The organism is Rhizobium lentis (assembly GCF_014200175.1).
Lineage (GTDB): Bacteria > Pseudomonadota > Alphaproteobacteria > Rhizobiales > Rhizobiaceae > Rhizobium > Rhizobium mulingense.
The window spans coordinates 466,897-485,578 of record NZ_JACHBD010000002.1; the positions used below are offsets into that span (position 1 = coordinate 466,897).

At 61.7% G+C, this 18,682-nt stretch carries 14 protein-coding genes; 9 read left to right on the forward strand and 5 right to left on the reverse strand.

Annotated elements, in window-relative coordinates; all coding sequences use genetic code 11:
* Position 1 precedes the first annotated feature (1 nt).
* From GGI60_RS07955 to GGI60_RS07980, 6 genes are all read left to right on the forward strand, one after another.
* Positions 2-1,363 (forward strand): ABC transporter substrate-binding protein, encoded by a 1,362-nt coding sequence (locus GGI60_RS07955; protein WP_183914617.1) that lies wholly within the window; start codon positions 2-4, stop codon positions 1,361-1,363.
* 187 nt (positions 1,364-1,550) lie between these two features.
* Positions 1,551-2,564 carry a carbohydrate ABC transporter permease gene (locus GGI60_RS07960; RefSeq protein WP_183914618.1) on the forward strand — a complete coding sequence of 338 codons (1,014 nt, stop codon included), beginning with the start codon at positions 1,551-1,553 and terminating at the stop codon, positions 2,562-2,564.
* A 1-nt stretch (position 2,565) separates the two neighbouring features.
* On the forward strand, positions 2,566-3,729 hold the full coding sequence (locus GGI60_RS07965; RefSeq protein WP_183914619.1) for a carbohydrate ABC transporter permease: 1,164 nt from the start codon (positions 2,566-2,568) through the stop codon (positions 3,727-3,729).
* Between the two features lie 34 nt (positions 3,730-3,763).
* A complete protein-coding gene (locus GGI60_RS07970; RefSeq protein WP_183914620.1) occupies positions 3,764-5,416 on the forward strand; it encodes an alpha-glucosidase in 1,653 nt (550 codons plus the stop codon).
* Between the two features lie 21 nt (positions 5,417-5,437).
* Entirely contained in the window at positions 5,438-6,526 is a 1,089-nt protein-coding gene (locus GGI60_RS07975) for an ABC transporter ATP-binding protein (RefSeq protein WP_183914621.1), read from the forward strand.
* A gap of 176 nt (positions 6,527-6,702) precedes the next feature.
* Positions 6,703-7,056 carry a hypothetical protein gene (locus tag GGI60_RS07980; RefSeq protein WP_020920408.1) on the forward strand — a complete coding sequence of 118 codons (354 nt, stop codon included), beginning with the start codon at positions 6,703-6,705 and terminating at the stop codon, positions 7,054-7,056.
* An 83-nt stretch (positions 7,057-7,139) separates the two neighbouring features.
* Here GGI60_RS07980 and edd read toward each other — a convergent pair whose 3' ends face one another.
* The 5 genes from edd to GGI60_RS08005 form a co-directional block, all read right to left on the reverse strand.
* Positions 7,140-8,960, reverse strand: coding sequence for a phosphogluconate dehydratase (gene edd, locus GGI60_RS07985; protein ID WP_183914622.1), 1,821 nt, complete (start codon positions 8,958-8,960; stop codon positions 7,140-7,142).
* A gap of 67 nt (positions 8,961-9,027) precedes the next feature.
* Positions 9,028-9,726 carry a 6-phosphogluconolactonase gene (gene pgl / locus GGI60_RS07990; RefSeq protein ID WP_183914623.1) on the reverse strand — a complete coding sequence of 233 codons (699 nt, stop codon included), beginning with the start codon at positions 9,724-9,726 and terminating at the stop codon, positions 9,028-9,030.
* Positions 9,727-9,736: 10 nt separating this feature from the next.
* Positions 9,737-11,212: a glucose-6-phosphate dehydrogenase gene (gene zwf, locus GGI60_RS07995; protein ID WP_183914624.1), complete on the reverse strand. Its 1,476-nt coding sequence runs from the start codon at positions 11,210-11,212 to the stop codon at positions 9,737-9,739.
* Positions 11,213-11,346: 134 nt separating this feature from the next.
* On the reverse strand, positions 11,347-12,642 hold the full coding sequence (locus tag GGI60_RS08000) for an FAD-binding oxidoreductase (protein ID WP_183914625.1): 1,296 nt from the start codon (positions 12,640-12,642) through the stop codon (positions 11,347-11,349).
* Positions 12,643-12,652: 10 nt separating this feature from the next.
* Positions 12,653-14,089: a glutamine synthetase family protein gene (locus GGI60_RS08005; RefSeq protein WP_183914626.1), complete on the reverse strand. Its 1,437-nt coding sequence runs from the start codon at positions 14,087-14,089 to the stop codon at positions 12,653-12,655.
* A gap of 87 nt (positions 14,090-14,176) precedes the next feature.
* Here GGI60_RS08005 and GGI60_RS08010 point away from each other — a divergent pair, with 87 nt between their 5' ends.
* The 3 genes from GGI60_RS08010 to GGI60_RS08020 all read left to right on the forward strand — a co-directional run bounded on the left by GGI60_RS08010 (position 14,177) and on the right by GGI60_RS08020 (position 18,556).
* A complete protein-coding gene (locus tag GGI60_RS08010) occupies positions 14,177-15,397 on the forward strand; it encodes an NAD(P)/FAD-dependent oxidoreductase (protein ID WP_183914628.1) in 1,221 nt (406 codons plus the stop codon).
* Between the two features lie 176 nt (positions 15,398-15,573).
* On the forward strand, positions 15,574-15,717 hold the full coding sequence (locus tag GGI60_RS08015; RefSeq protein ID WP_183914630.1) for a hypothetical protein: 144 nt from the start codon (positions 15,574-15,576) through the stop codon (positions 15,715-15,717).
* A 310-nt stretch (positions 15,718-16,027) separates the two neighbouring features.
* Positions 16,028-18,556: a methyl-accepting chemotaxis protein gene (locus GGI60_RS08020; RefSeq protein WP_183914632.1), complete on the forward strand. Its 2,529-nt coding sequence runs from the start codon at positions 16,028-16,030 to the stop codon at positions 18,554-18,556.
* Positions 18,557-18,682 lie beyond the last annotated feature (126 nt).

Below are 18,682 nucleotides of genomic sequence, written 5' to 3' on the forward strand. Positions count from 1 at the left end.
CATGAAAAAATCATTTTTGATGGGCGTTGCCGTTGCGGCGCTGTTTGCCGGTGCTGCGTCCGCGGCCGATCTGAAATTTGCCCCGGGACAGGATTCCAAGTTCAACTGGAAGAGCTATGACGAATTCAAGGCCGCGCACGCCGATCTGAAGGGGCAGCCGCTGTCGATCTTCGGGCCGTGGCGCGGAGAGGACGAGGCGTTCTTCAGGAGCGTTCTCGCCTATTTCACCGAAGCGACCGGCGTCGACGCGAAATACTCTTCTTCCGAAAACTACGAACAGCAGATCGTCATCGACACGCAGGCGGGCTCGCCGCCGAACATCGCCATCCTGCCGCAGCCGGGCCTTCTGGCCGATCTCGCCGGCAAGGGCTTCCTGACGCCGCTCGGCGACGACAATTCCAAGTGGATCAAGGACAATTACGGCGCCGGCGACAGCTGGGTCGGTTACGGCACCTACAAGGGCAAGGACGGCAAGGAAGCCTTCTACGCCTTCCCTTACAAGGCCGACGTCAAGTCGCTCGTCTGGTACGTTCCGGAGAATTTCGAGGAAGCCGGTTACAAGATCCCGACCACCATGGAAGAGCTGCATGCCCTGACCGATCAGATCGTCAAGGACGGCGGCGTACCCTGGTGCATCGGTCTCGGTTCCGGCGGTGCCACCGGCTGGCCGGCGACCGACTGGGTCGAGGACCTTATGCTGCGCATGCAGCCACCCGAAGCCTATGACAAGTGGACCACCAATGAGCTGAAGTTCACCGATCCGGCCGTCGTTGCCGCGATCGATGAATTCGGCAAGTTCGCCAAGAACGAGAAATATGTCGATGGTGGTGTCGCGGCCGTGGCCTCGACCGACTTCCGCGACAGCCCGAAGGGTCTCTTCGCCGTTCCGCCGAAGTGCTACATGCATCACCAGGCCTCCTTCATCCCATCCTTCTTCCCCGAGGGGACGAAGCTTGGCCAAGACGCCGATTTCTTCTACATGCCGACCTATGCCGCGCATCCGGAACTCGGGAAGCCAGTTCTCGGCGCAGGCACGCTCGTTTCGATAACCAAGGAATCGAAGGCCGCCCGTGCCTTCATCGATTTCCTGAAGACCCCGATCGCGCACGAGGTATGGATGGCGCAGTCGAGTTTCCTGACGCCATACAAGGCCGTCAGCACTGATGCGTACGCCAATCCGCAGATGAAGAAGGAAGGAGAGATTCTGACGTCCGCCACCACCTTCCGCTTCGACGGTTCCGACCTGATGCCGGGCAAGATCGGCGCCGGCGCCTTCTGGACGGGCATGGTCGATTTCGTCGGCGGCAAGTCTGCCGAAGAGGCCGCCGGCGAAATCCAGAGCGCCTGGGACGGCATCAAGTAATCGTTCAAGATGATGCCGCCGGTTTGCCGGCGGCATGGCCTGCATGACTGGCCGGGTTCGCAAAGAGCCCGGCCATCGCGGGATATATTGTGACTGGGCAATGTAAGCATATTGACGGTGACCGGGCTTGACCCGTCAGAATGAAAACCGGTCGGAATAAGATCAGGGGAAGCAGGGGAGGGACGTAATGCTGTCGCAGATAGTGTCCGCTTTGGGCGTCGTGGCATTTGCCGTTTTTGCATGCTCGGCCTATTTCTATTTTTCCAACAAGCTTCTGGATCTGGCCCTGCCGGTGAAGGACGGCGACATTCGCGCCGCATCGCGTAATCTCAATCGCCGCGCGGTTATCCGGCCATGGCTTTTTCTCGGCCCGGCGCTCTTGCTGCTTTTCGTCTACCTCGTCTATCCCGTCGTTGCGACCTTCGTTCTCTCCTTTTATGATCGCACCGGCCTGCAGTTCGTCGGTCTTGCCAATTACAAATGGGCGATCGGCGACCGCGAATTCCGCCAGTCGATCTTCAACAACATCCTCTGGCTCGCCGTCGTGCCGGCAGCCTGCACCTTTTTCGGCCTCGTAATCGCCGTGATGACCGACCGCATCTGGTGGGGCAATATCGCCAAGAGCATCGTCTTCATGCCGATGGCGATCTCTTTCGTCGGCGCCTCGGTCATCTGGAAATTCATCTATGAATATCGCGGCGGTAACGACGTCCAGATCGGCCTGCTGAACGCCATCGTCCAGTTGTTCGGTGGCGCGCCCGAAGTCTGGATCTCGGTTCCCTTCTGGAACAATTTCTTCCTGATGGTTATCCTGATCTGGATCCAGACCGGTTTCGCCATGGTCATCCTGTCGGCAGCGCTGCGCGGTATTCCCGAGGAGACGATCGAGGCCGCCGTCATCGACGGCGCCAATGGCTGGCAGATCTTCTGGCGCATCATGGTGCCGCAGGTCTGGGGCACCATCGCCGTCGTCTGGACGACGATCACCATCCTCGTCCTCAAGGTCTTCGACATCGTGCTGACCATGACCAACGGCCAGTGGCAGACGATGGTGCTGGCAAATCTGATGTTCGACTGGATGTTCCGCGGTGGCGGCGATTCCGGCCGAAGTGCGGTCATCGCTATCATCATCATGCTCGCCGTGACACCGATCATGATCTGGAACGTGCGCCGCGCCAACCGCGAACTGAAGGGCCATTGAGATGACCGCTGTCGGAAGCTATTTCAAGATCGGCCCCGCCCGTCTCTTTGTTCACCTTGCCGTTCTGCTGATCGTTATCATCTGGCTCATCCCGACGCTCGGCATCTTTGTCAGCGCCCTGCGTGATAGGGATCAGATCGTCGTCTCCGGCTGGTGGACGGCCTTTGTCGGCTCGACACAGACGGTCGCCGTCCGCCTGGGCACGCCTGACCAGCAGCGGCAGGAAGGCGCCAACTACGTCATCACAGGCAATGTGCTGGAAGGGCAGACCGGCCGCTCGGTAAAAGCCTTCGGCAACCGCGTGCAGCAGCCGGCCGCTTTTGAAGCCGGCGAGACCGCCGATCTCGGCGATGGCGAGAGCCTGCAGATCAACAGCGACGGCAGCTATCGCTACATGAAGAACACGGCCTTTTCGCCTGACGAGCGGCCGCGGCGCATCTACGCGTCCGTCTCAGCGCCGCCGGAATTCACGTTGGAGAACTACAAGACGGTTCTAACCGGCGAGGGCATCGGCCAGTCCTTCATCAATTCGCTGACCGTGACGATCCCGGCGACGATCATCCCGATCCTGATTGCCGCTTTTGCCGCCTATGCCTTGAGCTGGATGGACTTTCCCGGCCGCGCGCTGCTGATTGCGCTCGTCGTCGGCCTCATCGTCGTGCCGCTGCAGATGTCGCTGATTCCGCTGCTTCGCCTCTACAACGAGATCGGCAATATGCTCGGCCAGCCGTCGAAGACCTATCCCGGCATCTGGTTCGCACACACCGCCTTCGGCATGCCGCTCGCCATCTTTCTCCTGCGGGCCTATATCGCCGGCCTGCCGAAGGAGATCATCGAATCCGCCCGCGTCGACGGCGCAAGCGACTTCGAGATCTTCGTTCGCATCGTTTTGCCTTTGTCCTTCCCGGCACTCGCCTCCTTCGCCATCTTCCAGTTCCTGTGGGTATGGAACGACCTGCTCGTCGCCATGGTCTTCCTCGGCACCGACCAGGATCACCTCGTGCTGACCGGCAGGCTGAACGCGCTGCTCGGCTCGCGCGGCGGCAATTGGGAGATTTTGACGGCGTCGGCCTTCGTCACTATCGTCGTGCCGCTGCTCGTTTTCTTCGGACTGCAGCGTTATCTGGTGCGTGGTCTGCTGGCGGGTTCGGTCAAGGGCGGCTGACCATTCCCAAACGTGACTTCAGACAGGATATCTCATGAACGTGGCTTCCCAATCGATCTTGACCGCCGACAAGGACTGGTGGCGCGGCGCGGTGATCTATCAGATCTATCCGCGCTCCTACCAGGATTCGAACGGCGACGGCATCGGCGACCTGAAGGGCATCACCGCCCGACTGCCGCATGTGGCAAGCCTCGGCGTCGATGCGATCTGGATCTCTCCCTTCTTCACCTCGCCGATGCGCGATTTCGGTTACGACGTTTCCGATTACGAGAATGTCGATTCGATTTTCGGCACCCTGGTGGATTTCGATACCATGATCGCGGAGGCCCATCGCCTCGGCATCCGCGTAATGATCGACCTCGTCATCTCCCACAGCTCGGACCAGCACCCGTGGTTCGTGCAGAGCCGTTCCAGCAAGACCAACGCCAAGGCTGATTGGTATGTCTGGGCCGACGCCAAGCCGGACGGCACGCCGCCGAACAACTGGCTGTCGATCTTCGGCGGCTCGGCATGGGCGTGGGATCCGACGCGCATGCAATATTACCTGCACAATTTCCTGACTTCGCAGCCGGACATGAACCTGCATAACCCGGAAGTGCAGGATCGCCTGCTCGATGTCGTGCGCTTCTGGCTCAATCGCGGCGTTGACGGCTTCCGCCTCGACACGATCAATTTCTATTTCCACGACCCGCTCTTGCGCGACAATCCCGCGCTTGCTCCCGAGCGCCGCAACGCCTCGACGGCGCCGGCGGTCAATCCCTATAACTTCCAGGAGCATGTCTACGACAAGAACCGGCCGGAGAACCTAGCCTTCCTGAAGCGCTTCCGCGCCGTTCTCGAGGAATATCCGGCGATCGCCGCTGTCGGCGAGGTGGGTGACAGCCAGCGCGGCCTCGAAATCGTCGGCGAATACACGTCCGGTAATGACAAGATGCACATGTGCTACGCCTTCGAGTTCCTGGCGCCCGATCCGCTGACGCCGGAGCGCGTCGAGGAGGTGATGGAGGATTTCGAGGCCGCAGCCCCCGACGGTTGGGCCTGCTGGGCCTTTTCCAATCACGACGTCATGCGCCATGTCAGCCGCTGGGGTGGACTGGTCGCCGATCACGACGCCTTCGCCAAGCTGTATGCCTCGCTGCTGATGACGCTGCGCGGTTCCGTCTGCCTCTATCAGGGCGAGGAGCTTGCGCTGACCGAAGCCGATCTCGCCTATCAGGATCTCCAGGATCCCTATGGCATCCAGTTCTGGCCGGAGTTCAAAGGCCGTGACGGCTGCCGCACGCCGATGGTCTGGGACAGCCACGTCGCCCAGGGCGGCTTTTCGACAGTCAAGCCCTGGCTGCCGGTGCCGGTCGAACATATCCTGCGGGCCGTCAACGTCCAGCAGGGCGACGAGGCTTCCGTGCTCGAGCACTATCGACGCTTCATCGCCTTCCGCAAGCTGCACCCAGCTTTTGCCAAGGGCGAAATCGAATTCGAGGAGACAGAGGGCGATGTCCTGGTCTTCACCCGCGAGTACAGTGACGAGAAGCTGCTCTGCATTTTCAACATGTGCCCGGCCGAGGCTAGCGTCACTCTGCCTGCGGGAGAATGGCAGGCGTTGACGGGGCACGGCTTTATCAGCAACAACTATGGCGACAAGATCGATATTCCGGCCTGGGGGGCGTATTTCGCCCGTCTCGCTTAAGGATCAGGAGGGGAGAGAGACATGACTGGACTGACGCTGAAGGATATTCGCAAATCCTACGGTTCCGTGGACGTTCTCCACGGCATCGACCTCGATATCAAACAGGGCGAATTCATCGTCTTCGTCGGTCCGTCCGGCTGCGGCAAATCCACGCTTCTGCGCATGATCGCCGGCCTCGAGGCGATTACCGGCGGCGAGATGTATATCGACGGCCAACTCGTTAATGACGTGCCGCCGTCGAAGCGCGGCATCGCCATGGTCTTCCAGTCCTACGCGCTCTATCCCCATATGACCGTCTACGACAACATGGCCTTCGGCATGAAGATCGCCGGCGAAAGCAAGCAGGAGATCGATCGGCGCGTGCGTGCGGCGGCCGAGAGCTTGCAACTGAGCAAATATCTCGACCGCCTGCCGAAGGCGCTTTCGGGCGGCCAGCGCCAGCGCGTGGCGATCGGCCGGGCCATCTGCCGCGACCCCAAGGTCTTCCTGTTCGACGAGCCGCTGTCCAACCTCGATGCTGCGCTGCGCGTCGCGACCCGCATCGAGATCGCCCGCCTGAACGAGCAAATGGCCGATACGACGATGATCTACGTCACCCACGACCAGGTCGAGGCGATGACGCTTGCCGACCGCATCGTCGTGCTTTCCGCCGGCAATATCGAGCAGGTTGGCGCGCCGCTGGAACTCTACGAGCGCCCGGCCAACCTCTTCGTGGCAAAATTCATCGGCTCGCCGGCCATGAACATCATCCCCGCGACGATATCAGGCCCCGGCAACCAGACGACCGTGACGCTGACCGGCGGCATGTCGGTCACGCTCGATGTGGCGACCGAAGCATCCGAGAAGGGCAAGCAGGCGAGCTTCGGTGTTCGACCGGAGGATTTGAGGATCGCCGACGGCGCCGATTATGTCTTCGAGGGCGAAGTCTCGATCGTCGAAGCGCTCGGCGAAGTGACGCTGCTTTATATCGAAGGCCTGGTCCCCGGCGAGCCGATCGTCGTCAAGCTGCCCGGCATTTACGATGTCCATAAGGGCCAGAGGATGCGCTTTGCCGCCGACCGGCAGAAGCTGCATCTCTTCGATGCAAGCGGCCATACCTACCGGAAATGAGGTCGCCATTTTTGGGCTGATAATCCCCAGAATTATACTTGGCGGACCGGATTCTCACTTTCTGTTAAAGATCGGCTGCTACTTTTTCCTCGTCAATTTATGAGGGGGATAAGCAAGTGGCCGCTTCCAATCCGTCACAGCCAAGATCTCATTTCCTGAGCAAGGAAGAATCCTTCATGTATGACCGCGAGGCGCGGTTCAAAATGGAGGACACGATGAATGCCGCGCGCATCGAATATACGGAAAAGGGCGTCATGCACGCGGCTTCGCGCCGCTGTGACATCGTCCGGATCTCGATGAGCAGCGCGACGCTCGCAATCCTGACCCAGTTCAGCCTGCCGAAGCAGTTTTATCTGGATATTCCGGATGCCCGCATCACCAAGGTCGGCTGCCTGCTGATGAAGGTCAACGCCAACAACACGATCGAAGTTCGCTTCCTGCGCCTGCTGACGCAGAAGGAGCTGAACAAGATTTTCGTCTACAGCACACACCCGGCGCACAAGGATTACGTCCTCGATATCCGCGCCTGACGGATAGATCGGGCTGCCAATAGCAAAACCCGCGGGACGCTTCGCGCACTCCGCGGGTTTTTGCTTATTTGCGTTGGTTAGGTTCAGTGGAAGAGAACGCTCGCACCCTGATCCGAAGCTCCGACGGCGCGGCGGAACGGCGCGAATAGCTCGCGGCCCATGCCGAATTCATTGTCGGAGAGATCGACGGTTACCGGCTCGCGCTCGGCCATGTCGGCAGCATCGACCAGCACTTCCAGCGTGCCCTTGATCGCGTCCAGGCGGATGATGTCGCCATCCTTGATGCGGGCGATCGGGCCGCCGTCGACCGCTTCAGGCGTGACGTGGATTGCCGCCGGTACCTTTCCGGATGCTCCGGACATGCGACCGTCAGTCAGAAGCGCCACGCGGAAGCCGCGATCCTGCAGCACGCCGAGCGGCGGCGTCAGCTTGTGCAGCTCCGGCATGCCGTTCGCCTTCGGGCCCTGGAAGCGCACGACGGCGACGAAATCGCGGTTGAGCTTGCCTTCCTTGAAGGCGTCCTGCAGTTCCTGCTGGCTGTGGAAGATGATCGCCGGCGCCTCGATGATGTGGCGCTCCGGCTTGACGGCGGAGATCTTGATGACTGCCTTGCCGAGATTGCCGCGCAGCATCTTCAGCCCGCCATTCGCCTGGAACGGTGTTTCGATGCTGGAGAGCACCTTCGGATCATGGCTCTTCTCCGGCGACGGCTCGCGCAGAACGGTGCTGTTTTCGCCGAGGCGGGCATCGACCGTATAGGCCTGGAGACCCTGGCCGAAGACGGTGCGCACGTCGTCATGCACCAGGCCATGCTTCAGGAGTTCCTTGATCAGGAAACCCATGCCGCCGGCCGCCTGGAAATGGTTCACGTCGGCAAGCCCGTTCGGATAGACGCGGGCAAGCAGCGGAACGATTTCCGAAAGCTCGGCGATGTCCTGCCAGGTGAGCTGGATGCCGGCTGCCCGCGCCATGGCAACGAGGTGCAGCGTGTGGTTGGTCGATCCGCCGGTCGCATGCAGGCCGACGACGCCGTTAACGACCGAACGCTCGTCGATCATCTCGCCGGCCGGCGTGAATTCGTTGCCGAGCGCGGTGATCGCCAGCGCCCGCTTGGCGGCTTCGCGCGTCAGCGCTTCGCGCAACGGCGTGCCGGGATTGATGAAGGAGGAGCCGGGCATGTGGAAGCCCATGATCTCCATCAGCATCTGGTTGGAGTTGGCCGTGCCGTAGAAGGTGCAGGTGCCGGGGCCGTGATAGGATTTCGATTCCGCCTCCAGGAGTTCGGCGCGGCCGACCTTGCCCTCGGCAAAGAGCTGGCGCACCCGCGACTTCTCGTCGTTCGGCAGGCCTGTGGTCATCGGCCCGGCCGGCACGAAGATCGACGGCAGATGCCCGAAGGAGAGTGCCGCGATGACGAGGCCGGGAACGATCTTGTCGCAGACGCCGAGGAAGAGGGCGGCATCGAACATATTGTGCGACAGGCCGACGCCCGCGGCCATGGCGATCAGGTCGCGCGAAAAGAGCGACAGCTCCATCCCCGGCTGCCCCTGGGTGACGCCGTCGCACATGGCAGGCACGCCGCCGGCCACCTGGGCGACGCCACCTGCTTCAGCGGCCGCCTCACGGATGATTGCGGGATAGGTCTCGAACGGCTGGTGGGCCGAGAGCATGTCATTATACGCGGTGATGATGCCGAGATTGGGAATGCGGTCGCCAGCAAGCGCGTCCTTCTCGGCGGGGGAACAGACCGCAAAGCCATGGGCGAGGTTGGCGCAGCCGAGCACCGAGCGGTGCACGCCCTGGGAGGCGGCGGCGCGCAGCCGCTCCAGATAGCGCTCGCGGGTCGGCTTCGAGCGTTCGACGATGCGGTTGGTGATCGCAGCAATGCGTGCGTGAGCGGACATGGAAGATCCCTGCCTTGTTCTGGTTCGTCTCAATGTGTTCACCGGCTCCGGCGGCCGTCAGGCCGTATCAGGGAGCCCAGTAGATCTCGACCGGGGAAGTGGCCCGGCGCAGAACGGCTCGGATCGGCATGTCTGCCTCGTCACCGCTGCCTTCCGCCTTGGCGAGAACGTCTTTTTTTCCTTCGCCCTCGATATGGAGAACCAGCAGTGCGGCATCCCGAAGACTGGAGAAGGTGAAAGTCAGGCGCGGCTCGCCGGCTCCTTCTGCCTCCATGGTGATGACGCCGCGCGGCGTCGAGGCATCGAGCGCCTCGGCAAGATTGCTGCCGCCGGGAAAGAACGAGGCCGTGTGGCCGTCGCCGCCCATGCCGAGGATGACCACATCGAAGGGGATGCCGATCTCGGCGCTTTTTTTCGTCGCCAGCCTTGCGGCGTCCTCGACCGAGGCTGCCGGCTGGTAAAGCGGCACGAACCGCGCCGCCTTCGCCTTGTCCTGCAAGAGATTGGCATCGACCAGCAGATGGTTCGAGCGGGTATTGTCGGCCGGCACGAAGCGTTCGTCAACCAGTGTGATCGTCACCTTGTCCCAGGCGATGTCGCGTGTCGACAGCGCCTGGAAGAAGGCCTTTGGCGTCGAGCCGCCGGAAACGGCGATGGAGGCGGCGCCGCGGGCGGCGATCGCCGCCGAAAGCGTATGGGCGACCTTGTCGGCGAGGCTGCCGGCGAGATCTGCGGGGCTGGCGAAGGAATGCAGGGTCGATGCCATCGATGTCGTCCTAGATATCGTCATGCCAGGTGCGGCCGTCGCGCTCGATCAGCGCGATGGCCTGGCTCGGGCCCCAGGTGCCGGCCGTATAGCCCTGCACCTGCTGGCCGGTTGTCTCCCAGCCTTTCAGGATCGGGTCGACCCATTTCCATGCGGCTTCGACTTCATCGCGGCGCATGAACAATGTCTGGTTGGAGCGGATCACGTCCATCAGCAGGCGTTCGTAGGCGTCGGGATTGCGGACGTTGAAGGCCTGGGCAAAGCTCATGTCGAGCGAGACGTTGCGCAGGCGCATGCCGCCCGGGCCCGGATCCTTGATCATCAGCGACTGCTTGACGCCCTCGTCCGGCTGCAGGCGGATGATCAGCTGGTTCTGGCTGATGCGGCCGGCGGCCTGATCGAAGATCGCATGCGGGATCGACTTGAAGGTGATGACGATCTCGGACATGCGCCCGGCAAGCCGCTTGCCGGTTCTGATGTAGAAGGGAACGCCGGCCCAGCGCCAGTTGTTGATCTCCGCCTTGATGGCGACGAAGGTCTCGGTGTTGGAGACGCCGCCTTCGAGCTCTTCGAGATAGCCCTTCACCGGGCCGCTGCCCGAGGCGCCGGCGCGATACTGGCCGCGCACCGTCGCCTGCTCGACATTGGAGGCATCGAGCGGCTTCAGCGCCCGCAGCACCTTCAGCTTCTCGTCGCGAACGGCTTCCGAATCCATCGACGAGGGCACTTCCATCGCCGTCAGGCAGAGCAGTTGCAGAATGTGGTTCTGCACCATGTCGCGCAGCGCGCCCGCCGTATCGTAATAGCCGGCGCGGCCTTCGAGGCCGACCGCTTCGGCCACGGTGATCTGCACGTGATCGATGTAGTTGGCATTCCACAGCGGCTCGTAGAGCGCATTGGCAAAGCGCAGCGCCATCAGGTTCTGCACCGTTTCCTTGCCGAGATAGTGATCGATGCGGAAAATCTGCTCTTCCTTGAAGGCGCGGCCGATCATGTCGTTGAGCTGCAGCGCCGAGGCGAGGTCGCGGCCGATCGGCTTCTCGACGACGATGCGGGTCGATTTGGTGATCAGCTTGTGGTCGTGGATCTTTTGCGAAATGTCGCCGAAGATGCCGGGTGCGACCGCCAGATAGAAGGCGCGCACCCGATCCTTGCTCTCGTCGAGCAGCCTCTTCAGCTGATCCCAGCCGTTGTCGGAGCGGGCATCGACCGAGACGTAATAGAGGCGGGCGCAGAACTTCTCGACTTCGTTCTCGTCATATTCGCCCTTCTTCAGGTGTTCCTTCAGGGCATCGCGGGCGAATTTGCGGTATTCCTCGTCGGTCAGGGGGCTGCGCGAAGCGCCGATCACACGGGTCGGTTCGCCGAACTGGCCTTCGATCTGGCGGTGATAGAGGGCGGGCAGCAATTTGCGTTCGGCAAGGTCGCCGCTGCCGCCGAAGACGACGTAATCAAAAGGCTCAACGGGAATGATCTGGCTGCTCATGAGCTTGTCTCTCAATCATGCTGGTTGGCGGCCCTTTTAATCTAATCGATTTAAAAAAGCCAGTGTGCAGTGCAATGAATCTGTCAGGCACCGGTTTTAGAGCGAATTTCGGCGAGAGGAAATCCGCAATCGGACTAAAACTTGTCGCGAAGCGCAAACCACGACAAGGCGAGGAAAAGCAGCGGCGCCCGCATGCGTGCTCCACCGGGAAAGGCGGGAATATCGAGCGATCTGAACAGATCCAGATCGCCGGATTTCCCAAGCACCGTTTCCGCATAGAGCTTGCCACAGTAGTTTGACAGCATGACGCCATGGCCGGAATAACCGCCGATCGAGGTAACGCCCGGCATCACCTCGCGCACGAAGAGCTGGCGCGGCAGGGTGATGCCGACACTGCCGCCCCAGGCATGGGTGATTTCGATGTCTTTCAGATCGGGATAGATTTCGCCGATCTGCCGGCGGATATGCTGCGAAATGTCTCGCGGATTGTCGGCCGTATAGGCCTCGCGTCCGCCGAACAGCAGGCGGCCTTCAAATTTACGGAAGTAGCGCACGACGAAGCGCGAATCGGCAACGGCCTCACCGCCCGGCAGCACATCGGGATAGCCGTCGAGCGGAACGGTGGCGCCGATGAAGGAACGGATCGGCATGACATGGCTTGCAGTTACCGGCTCCAGATTGCCGATATGGCCGTTGCAGGCGATCAGCGCCCGGTCGGCGGTGATCGTTCCCTTTTCGGTTTCGATCGTCACCTTGCCGCCGCTTTGGCGGATCGCCGTCGCCTTGGTCATCTCGAAGATATCAGCACCCGCGTTGGCGGCGACACGGGCGAGCCCGATGAGCAGCTTCAGCGGATGGATATGGCCGGTGCCGAGATCGCGCACGCCGCAGTGGAAGCGCTTCGAGCCGAGCCTTTCCTGCGTCTCTCTCTTGTCCATAAATCTGATGTGAGGATAGTCGTAGCGCTGCGCGGCGATCTCGGCGTTCTCGCGATAGTCGCGTTCGTAACTCGCCTTGTGGGCGACATTGAGCTGGCCGGGTACGAAGTCGATCTCTATCTCGTGCTCGCTTGCAAAATCGAGGAGATGGCGCTTGGCCGCCTCGGCAACCTCGAACAGCGCCTTCGAGCGTTGATAGCCGATTTTTTCCTCGAGCTCTTCCGGCCACCATCGCTGACCCGTGCCGAGCTGGCCGCCATTGCGCCCGGACGCTCCGTCGCCGAAGCGACAGGCTTCGATCAGGACGACCGAAACGCCTGACTTGGCGAGGTGATAGGCGGCCTGCAGGCCGGTATAACCACCGCCGATGATGGCGACGTCGCATGTTCTCGAGCCGTCGAGGGCGGCATAGGTGGGCCGCTCGCCGACCGTTGCCTGATACCAGGATAAGCCCGGGGAGATCGGACTCTGCCACATCTCTTGTGGTGCCATGACGATCCCCTCACACGTTGAGCAGAAGGAATTCCCGCTCCCATGGGCTGATCACCTGCATGAAGGTCTCGAATTCGCCGCGCTTAACGCCGGCATAAAGGCCGATGAACTGCTTGCCGAATACCTCTTCGAAGGCGGGCTCATCCTCCATCAGCGCCACGGCTTCCAAGAGGCCGCGCGGCAGGTCGATCGAGCCCTCATTGGCCGAATCCTCCGTCGGCGCCGTCGGCTCGATCTGCTTCATGATGCCGAGCAGGCCGGAAGCGAGCGAGGCGGCAAGCGCCAGATATGGATTGGCGTCCGAACTCGGCAGCCGGTTTTCGACGCGCCTGGCCTGCGGATCGGACACCGGGACGCGGAAGGCGGTAGTCCTGTTGTCGTAGCCCCAGGCATTGTTGACAGGGCAGGACATGTCCGGCTGCAGGCGGCGGTAGGAATTCACGTAAGGGGCAAGCATTGCCATCGCGCTCGGCACGAATTTCTGCATGCCGCCGATAAAATGGAAGAATTCCTTGGAGGCCGATCCATCCGCATTGGAAAAGACGTTCTTGCCCGTCTCGATATTGACCACCGACTGATGGATATGCATCGCCGACCCCGGCTGGCCCTGCATCGGCTTGGCCATGAATGTGGCGTAGATGTCATGTTTCAGCGCCGCCTCGCGGATCGTGCGCTTGAACAGGAAGACCTGATCGGCAAGCTCGATCGGATTGCCGTGGCGCAGATTGATTTCGAGCTGGGCCGGCCCCTCTTCATGGATCAGTGTGTCGATCTCCAACCCCTGCTTCTCCGAGAAATGGTAGATGTCGTCGATCAACTCGTCGAATTCGTTGATGCCGGCGATCGAATAACCCTGGCCGCCGAGGATCGAGCGGCCGGAGCGGCCTTTCGGCGGGTGCAGCGGATAGTCGGGATCGTCATTCTTGGCGACCAGGTAGAATTCGATCTCGGGCGCGACGATCGGCTTCCAGCCGCGGTCGTGATAGAGGCTCATGATCCGCTTCAAGACGTTGCGTGGCGTATAGGGCACTTCGCCGCCGTCCGAATCGACGATGTCGCAGATCACCTGCGCCGTCGGATCGGTTTCCCAGGGCACAACCGAAAGTGTCGAGAGATCCGGCATAAGCTTCAGGTCGCTGTCGCGCGGCTCGTAGCGGAAGCTTTCCGTCTCCTCGGGATATTCGCCGGAAATCGTGTGCCGGTAGATCGCCGAAGGCAGCGCCAGCGAGGTGTTGGAGGTGAATTTCGAGCTCGGCATCATCTTGCCGCGCGGAACGCCAGCAAGGTCGGGCGTGATGCATTCGATGTCTTCGATGCCCCTGGCCCTCAGCCATTGCGCCGCTTCCTTCCAGTTCGCAACGCCGCGCAGGGATCCGGGATCCGGAGGAGTTTTCGTCGAGGCGGGTACGGTTCTGGCAGGCTTCAGCGTCGTCTTTTTTGGGGGCATGACACACCGGTTTGGTTGATCGTGGCGCCATCATAGCCGGACTTTGCCAATTGGCGAGGGGGCGAGAACGTTGACTTTCGCCCTTCGATGGAAAAAGAAGACACCGATTTGATTAGGGAAACGGGTTTGCAGCGCAAAAGCGACATCATCGTCATCGGCGCCGGGGCGGCGGGCATGATGGCGGCCATCCGCGCGGGAAAACGCGGTCGCTCGGTTGTCGTTCTCGATCATGCGCGAGCGCCCGGCGAGAAGATCCGCATATCCGGTGGCGGCCGCTGCAATTTCACCAATATCCATGCCGGGCCGAAGAATTTTCTGTCCGCCAATCCGCATTTCTGCAAGTCGGCGCTTGCCCGTTTCACGCCTGCCGATTTCATCGCCATGGTCGAGCGGCACGGCATTGCCTGGCATGAAAAGACGCTCGGCCAGCTGTTCTGCGATGACAGCGCCAAGGATATCATCCGCATGCTCTTGGACGAGATGTGCGCCGCCGGTGCGGCACTCGATCTCGCTACCGAGATAACAGGCGTCGAAAGGACCGATGCGGGCTTCCGCGTCTCGACCGGGCAGGGCGCCTATGAAGCCTCATCGCTGATCGTCGCGACCGGCGGCAAATCGATCCCGAAGATGGGCGCCACCGGCTTTGCCTATCGCCTCGCCGAGCAGTTCGGCCTCGCCGTGCTCGAAACCCGCCCGGCCTTGGTGCCGTTGACGCTCGATCCCGGTCTGCTCGCAAGCATTGCGCCGCTTGCCGGCATTTCCGCTCCGGCCGAAATCCGCCATGGCAAGACCGCTTTCCGCGAAGCGCTGCTGTTTACCCATCGGGGCTTGAGCGGACCTGCCATCCTGCAGATCTCCTCCTATTGGCGCGAAGGCGACGAAATCGTCGTTGCCATCGAACCGGATATCGACATCGCCGCACAGCTGAAGGTTGCAAAGCAGCTGAACGGCCGCCAGTCGGCCCAGACCGCGCTTGGCGAGATCCTGCCGAAGCGGCTGGCGCAGTTTCTCGTCGAGCGCGAAAAGATCTCCGGCAATATGGCCGACCTACCCGACAAGACGCTGCTCAGCCTTGCCGCTAGCGTCCAGAACTTTGCAATCAAGCCTTCCGGCTCTGAAGGCTATCGCACCGCCGAAGTGACACTTGGCGGCATCGACACGGCCGCGCTCGATTCACGCAGCATGGAGGCCAAGGCCGTGCCCGGCCTCTATTTCATCGGCGAATGCGTCGACGTCACGGGTTGGCTCGGCGGCTATAATTTCCAATGGGCTTGGGCCTCTGGATTTGCTGCGGGCGAATGCGCCTGAAGCTTTCGATTTCTGCATATCGGCGGAACCCGTATATTAGAACTACCGATTCAAGACTTCTTAAGAGAGGTGCGCCATCCTGTCTCAATTGGCGGCTTGCAAAGCTCTTCCTAAATTAAGCTTTACCGGCAAGCCGTTTTGTTGGATTGTTGTGTCAGAAGAGTGAGGTTTCGAGCATGACCAGACACCCACGACGCGCCCGCGCCATCGCAATCACCCAGGCAAAGGCTGACGCCGCGATGGCCGTCCTGCGATATTTGATGCTCGCAGCCGGCGCCACAGCCGCCACCTTCGCCCTGTTGCTCGCGCACTTCCTCTGATCGGTACTCGCATCCGTAAGTAATCTTGCCGCCTTCGCGCGCGACGTCGCGAGCCTGTTGTGCATAAATTGCAACTATTTCACCGTCTTGGCTGAACCAGACGTTACCGCTTATCCGAAAATTAATATCTAATCTGACACAATTGCCCGCGATTATTTGGGCATCTCCAACTTGTTTGGACATGAACCGGCAATGACTGCCGCCTGGCTTCCGGGTTCCCCGATGTAAAGAGAATAGCTCAATGTGCACTCGGCTGGCGCGCCTGATGGCTGCCTGCGGGAGGAGTAGTGTATGAAAGGCCCGGAACGCCATGTTGATTGACAAGATTCTTTCCCGCTTCAAGATCAAGACGAAGGTTCTGATCTTCGTTCTGCCTTTCGTTGTGACCATTTCGGCGGTGGGTCTGACGGGCCTCTATGCTTCCGGACTTCTCCAGGGCCGTATGGAAATCTCCAACAGCGTGCTGCAGTCGCTGAGCGGGTTCAAGGATCTCTACGGTTCGATGGACGACTTCCTGCGCATCACAAGCCAGCAGGCGCGCGACAAGCTGCTCACCGATCTGAAGACCCAGCAAGGCGTCCTCGACCAGACGCTGAACCAGGTGGGCAAAGAAGCTGCCGGCCGCGACAGCCTTGCGGAAGCCTCGAGCCGCACCAAGGACATTTCAGGTGTCGTCGACAAGCTCTGGGCGCTGCACGAGCAGGAAGAGGCGCTGCATGAGCAGATCGACGCGGCGCAGAAGAGCCTGATCAGCACCCGCTTCACGGTCTCCTACCAGGCCGAGGAATTGCAGACGGCGCTGCAGCGCGACGAGAGCGCCGCCACCGTCACCCTTCGCACCGCCGACCGCCTGCTGAAGGGCGGCGATTTCCTCGGCACCGTCGCCAGCGGCTTTGGCAAGCCGCAGACGCCGCAGGACAAAATCGCCTTCATCAACGAGCAGATGCCGGAGATCATCAAGGCCCAGCGCCTGATCGCCATTTCGGTTCCGACCAACCAGAAGAATGTCATCGACGCCCTGGCGGCGACCATCGACAGCATCAAGGCGATTGCCCAGATGCCCGCTCCGACCGACGAGAACGTCGCCGAACTCGGCCGTCTCGTCTCCCGCTTCCGCCAGACCTCGACCTACACGCAGCTGACCGCAACGCAGAAGATGCGCGAGGCGACCCAGCGCTTCGCCGAGCTCGAGGGCCGCATCGCCCAGACCAACTCCGTCCTTCAGGACACACGACGCCTGGAAAATTCCGTCTATGCGCTGCAGATCGTGCTGTCCGATTTCCTCTCCAACTCGAGCAAGGACAACCTCGTGCGCCTGCAGCAGCAGGCCGGCACGCTCGGCAAGGACATGCAGGTGCTGACCACCAGTGCCAAGGGCATGGGCTTTGCCGAAGGCATTTCCGGCGCGATCCAGCCGGCGCTCGACGCCATTTCCGGCGGCGGCTCCAAGATCGTCGATACGATCGGCGAGCGCGTCACTGCCTATGCCGCCGCCCGCCAGGAACTCGACCAGATCTGGACGAAGCTGACCGATTTCGCCGAGCTGCAGAAACAGACGGCCGGCACCGAGCGCACCCAGGCAAACAGCATCTCGGTGCTCACCACCGGACTCGGTATCCTGCTGTCGATCCTCGGCGGCATCGCCCTGGTGCTGACGCTGCAGCGCCCGATCAGCCAGATTACGGCCGCCATGCGGCGCATCGCCGAAGGGTCGCTGGATACCAGCATCTCCGGCGAGCAGCGCTACGACGAGATCGGCGACATGGCCCGCGCCCTCGGCATCTTCAAGGAGAATGCCATCTCGAAGATCCGCATCGAGGAGCAGAGCGACGAGGAACGCGCGGCTGCCGAACACGAGCGCCAGCGCAACGACGCCGAAAAGCGCGAGATGGACCGGCAAATCGAATTCGCCGTCAACGCGCTTGCCGCCGGCCTCGAACGCATGTCGCAGGGCGATATCTCGACGACGATCGAAACGCCCTTCATCGGCCGCCTCGAACAGCTGCGTCAGGACTTCAACGGTTCGATGCTGCGCCTGCAGGCGACGATGAGCCAGATCCGCGACAATGTCGAGCTGATCCAGGGCAACGGCAACCAGATGGCCCAGTCGGCCGAGGATCTCTCCAAGCGCACCGAACAACAGGCGGCGTCGCTCGAGGAGACCGCGGCTGCCGTCGATCAGATCACCGTCACGGTGCGCTCGTCGGCCGAACGCGCCAAGGATGCCGACCAGATCGTCCGTCAGGCCAAGCGCAGCGCCGACGACTCCGCGGTCGTCGTCAGCAACGCGATTGACGCCATGGGCCGCATCGAGGATGCTGCGCGCCAGATCGAGCAGATCATCGGCGTCATCGACGAGATCGCCTTCCAGACCAACTTGCTGGCGCTCAACGCCGGCATCGAGGCGGCGCGCGCCGGCGAGGCCGGCAAGGGGTTCGCCGTCGTCGCCATGGAAGTCCGGGAGCTCGCCCAGCGCTCCGCTGCCGCGGCGCAGGAGATCAAGGGACTGATCAACAAGTCGACCAACGAGGTCAGCTCCGGCTCGCAATTCGTGCAGGAGACCGGCACGGTGCTTGCCAAGATCAGCGCCCAGATCGTCACGATCAGCCAGCATGTCGAGATGATCGCTCGCGCCAGCCACGACCAGTCCAACGCGCTGCAGAGCGTCAACTCGACCGTCAACCAGATGGACCAGATGACCCAGAAGAACGCCGCCATGGTCGAGGAGACGACCGCCGCCAGCCGCGAACTGGCCGACGAGGCCGATGCGCTACGCCGTCTCATCCAGCAGTTCAAGATCGACGGGGTGGGCGAAGCGCCGGCCTACCGCGCCGCCTGATCAACGCTTGATTTCTATTGTTTCGACGGCCCCGGTTTTCCGGGGCCGTTTGTGTATTGGTAAGGCGCGATCGGTCGGCTTGGCAGGCCGATCGGAATGTCCGAAATCGGGGCGGTTGGTTATCCC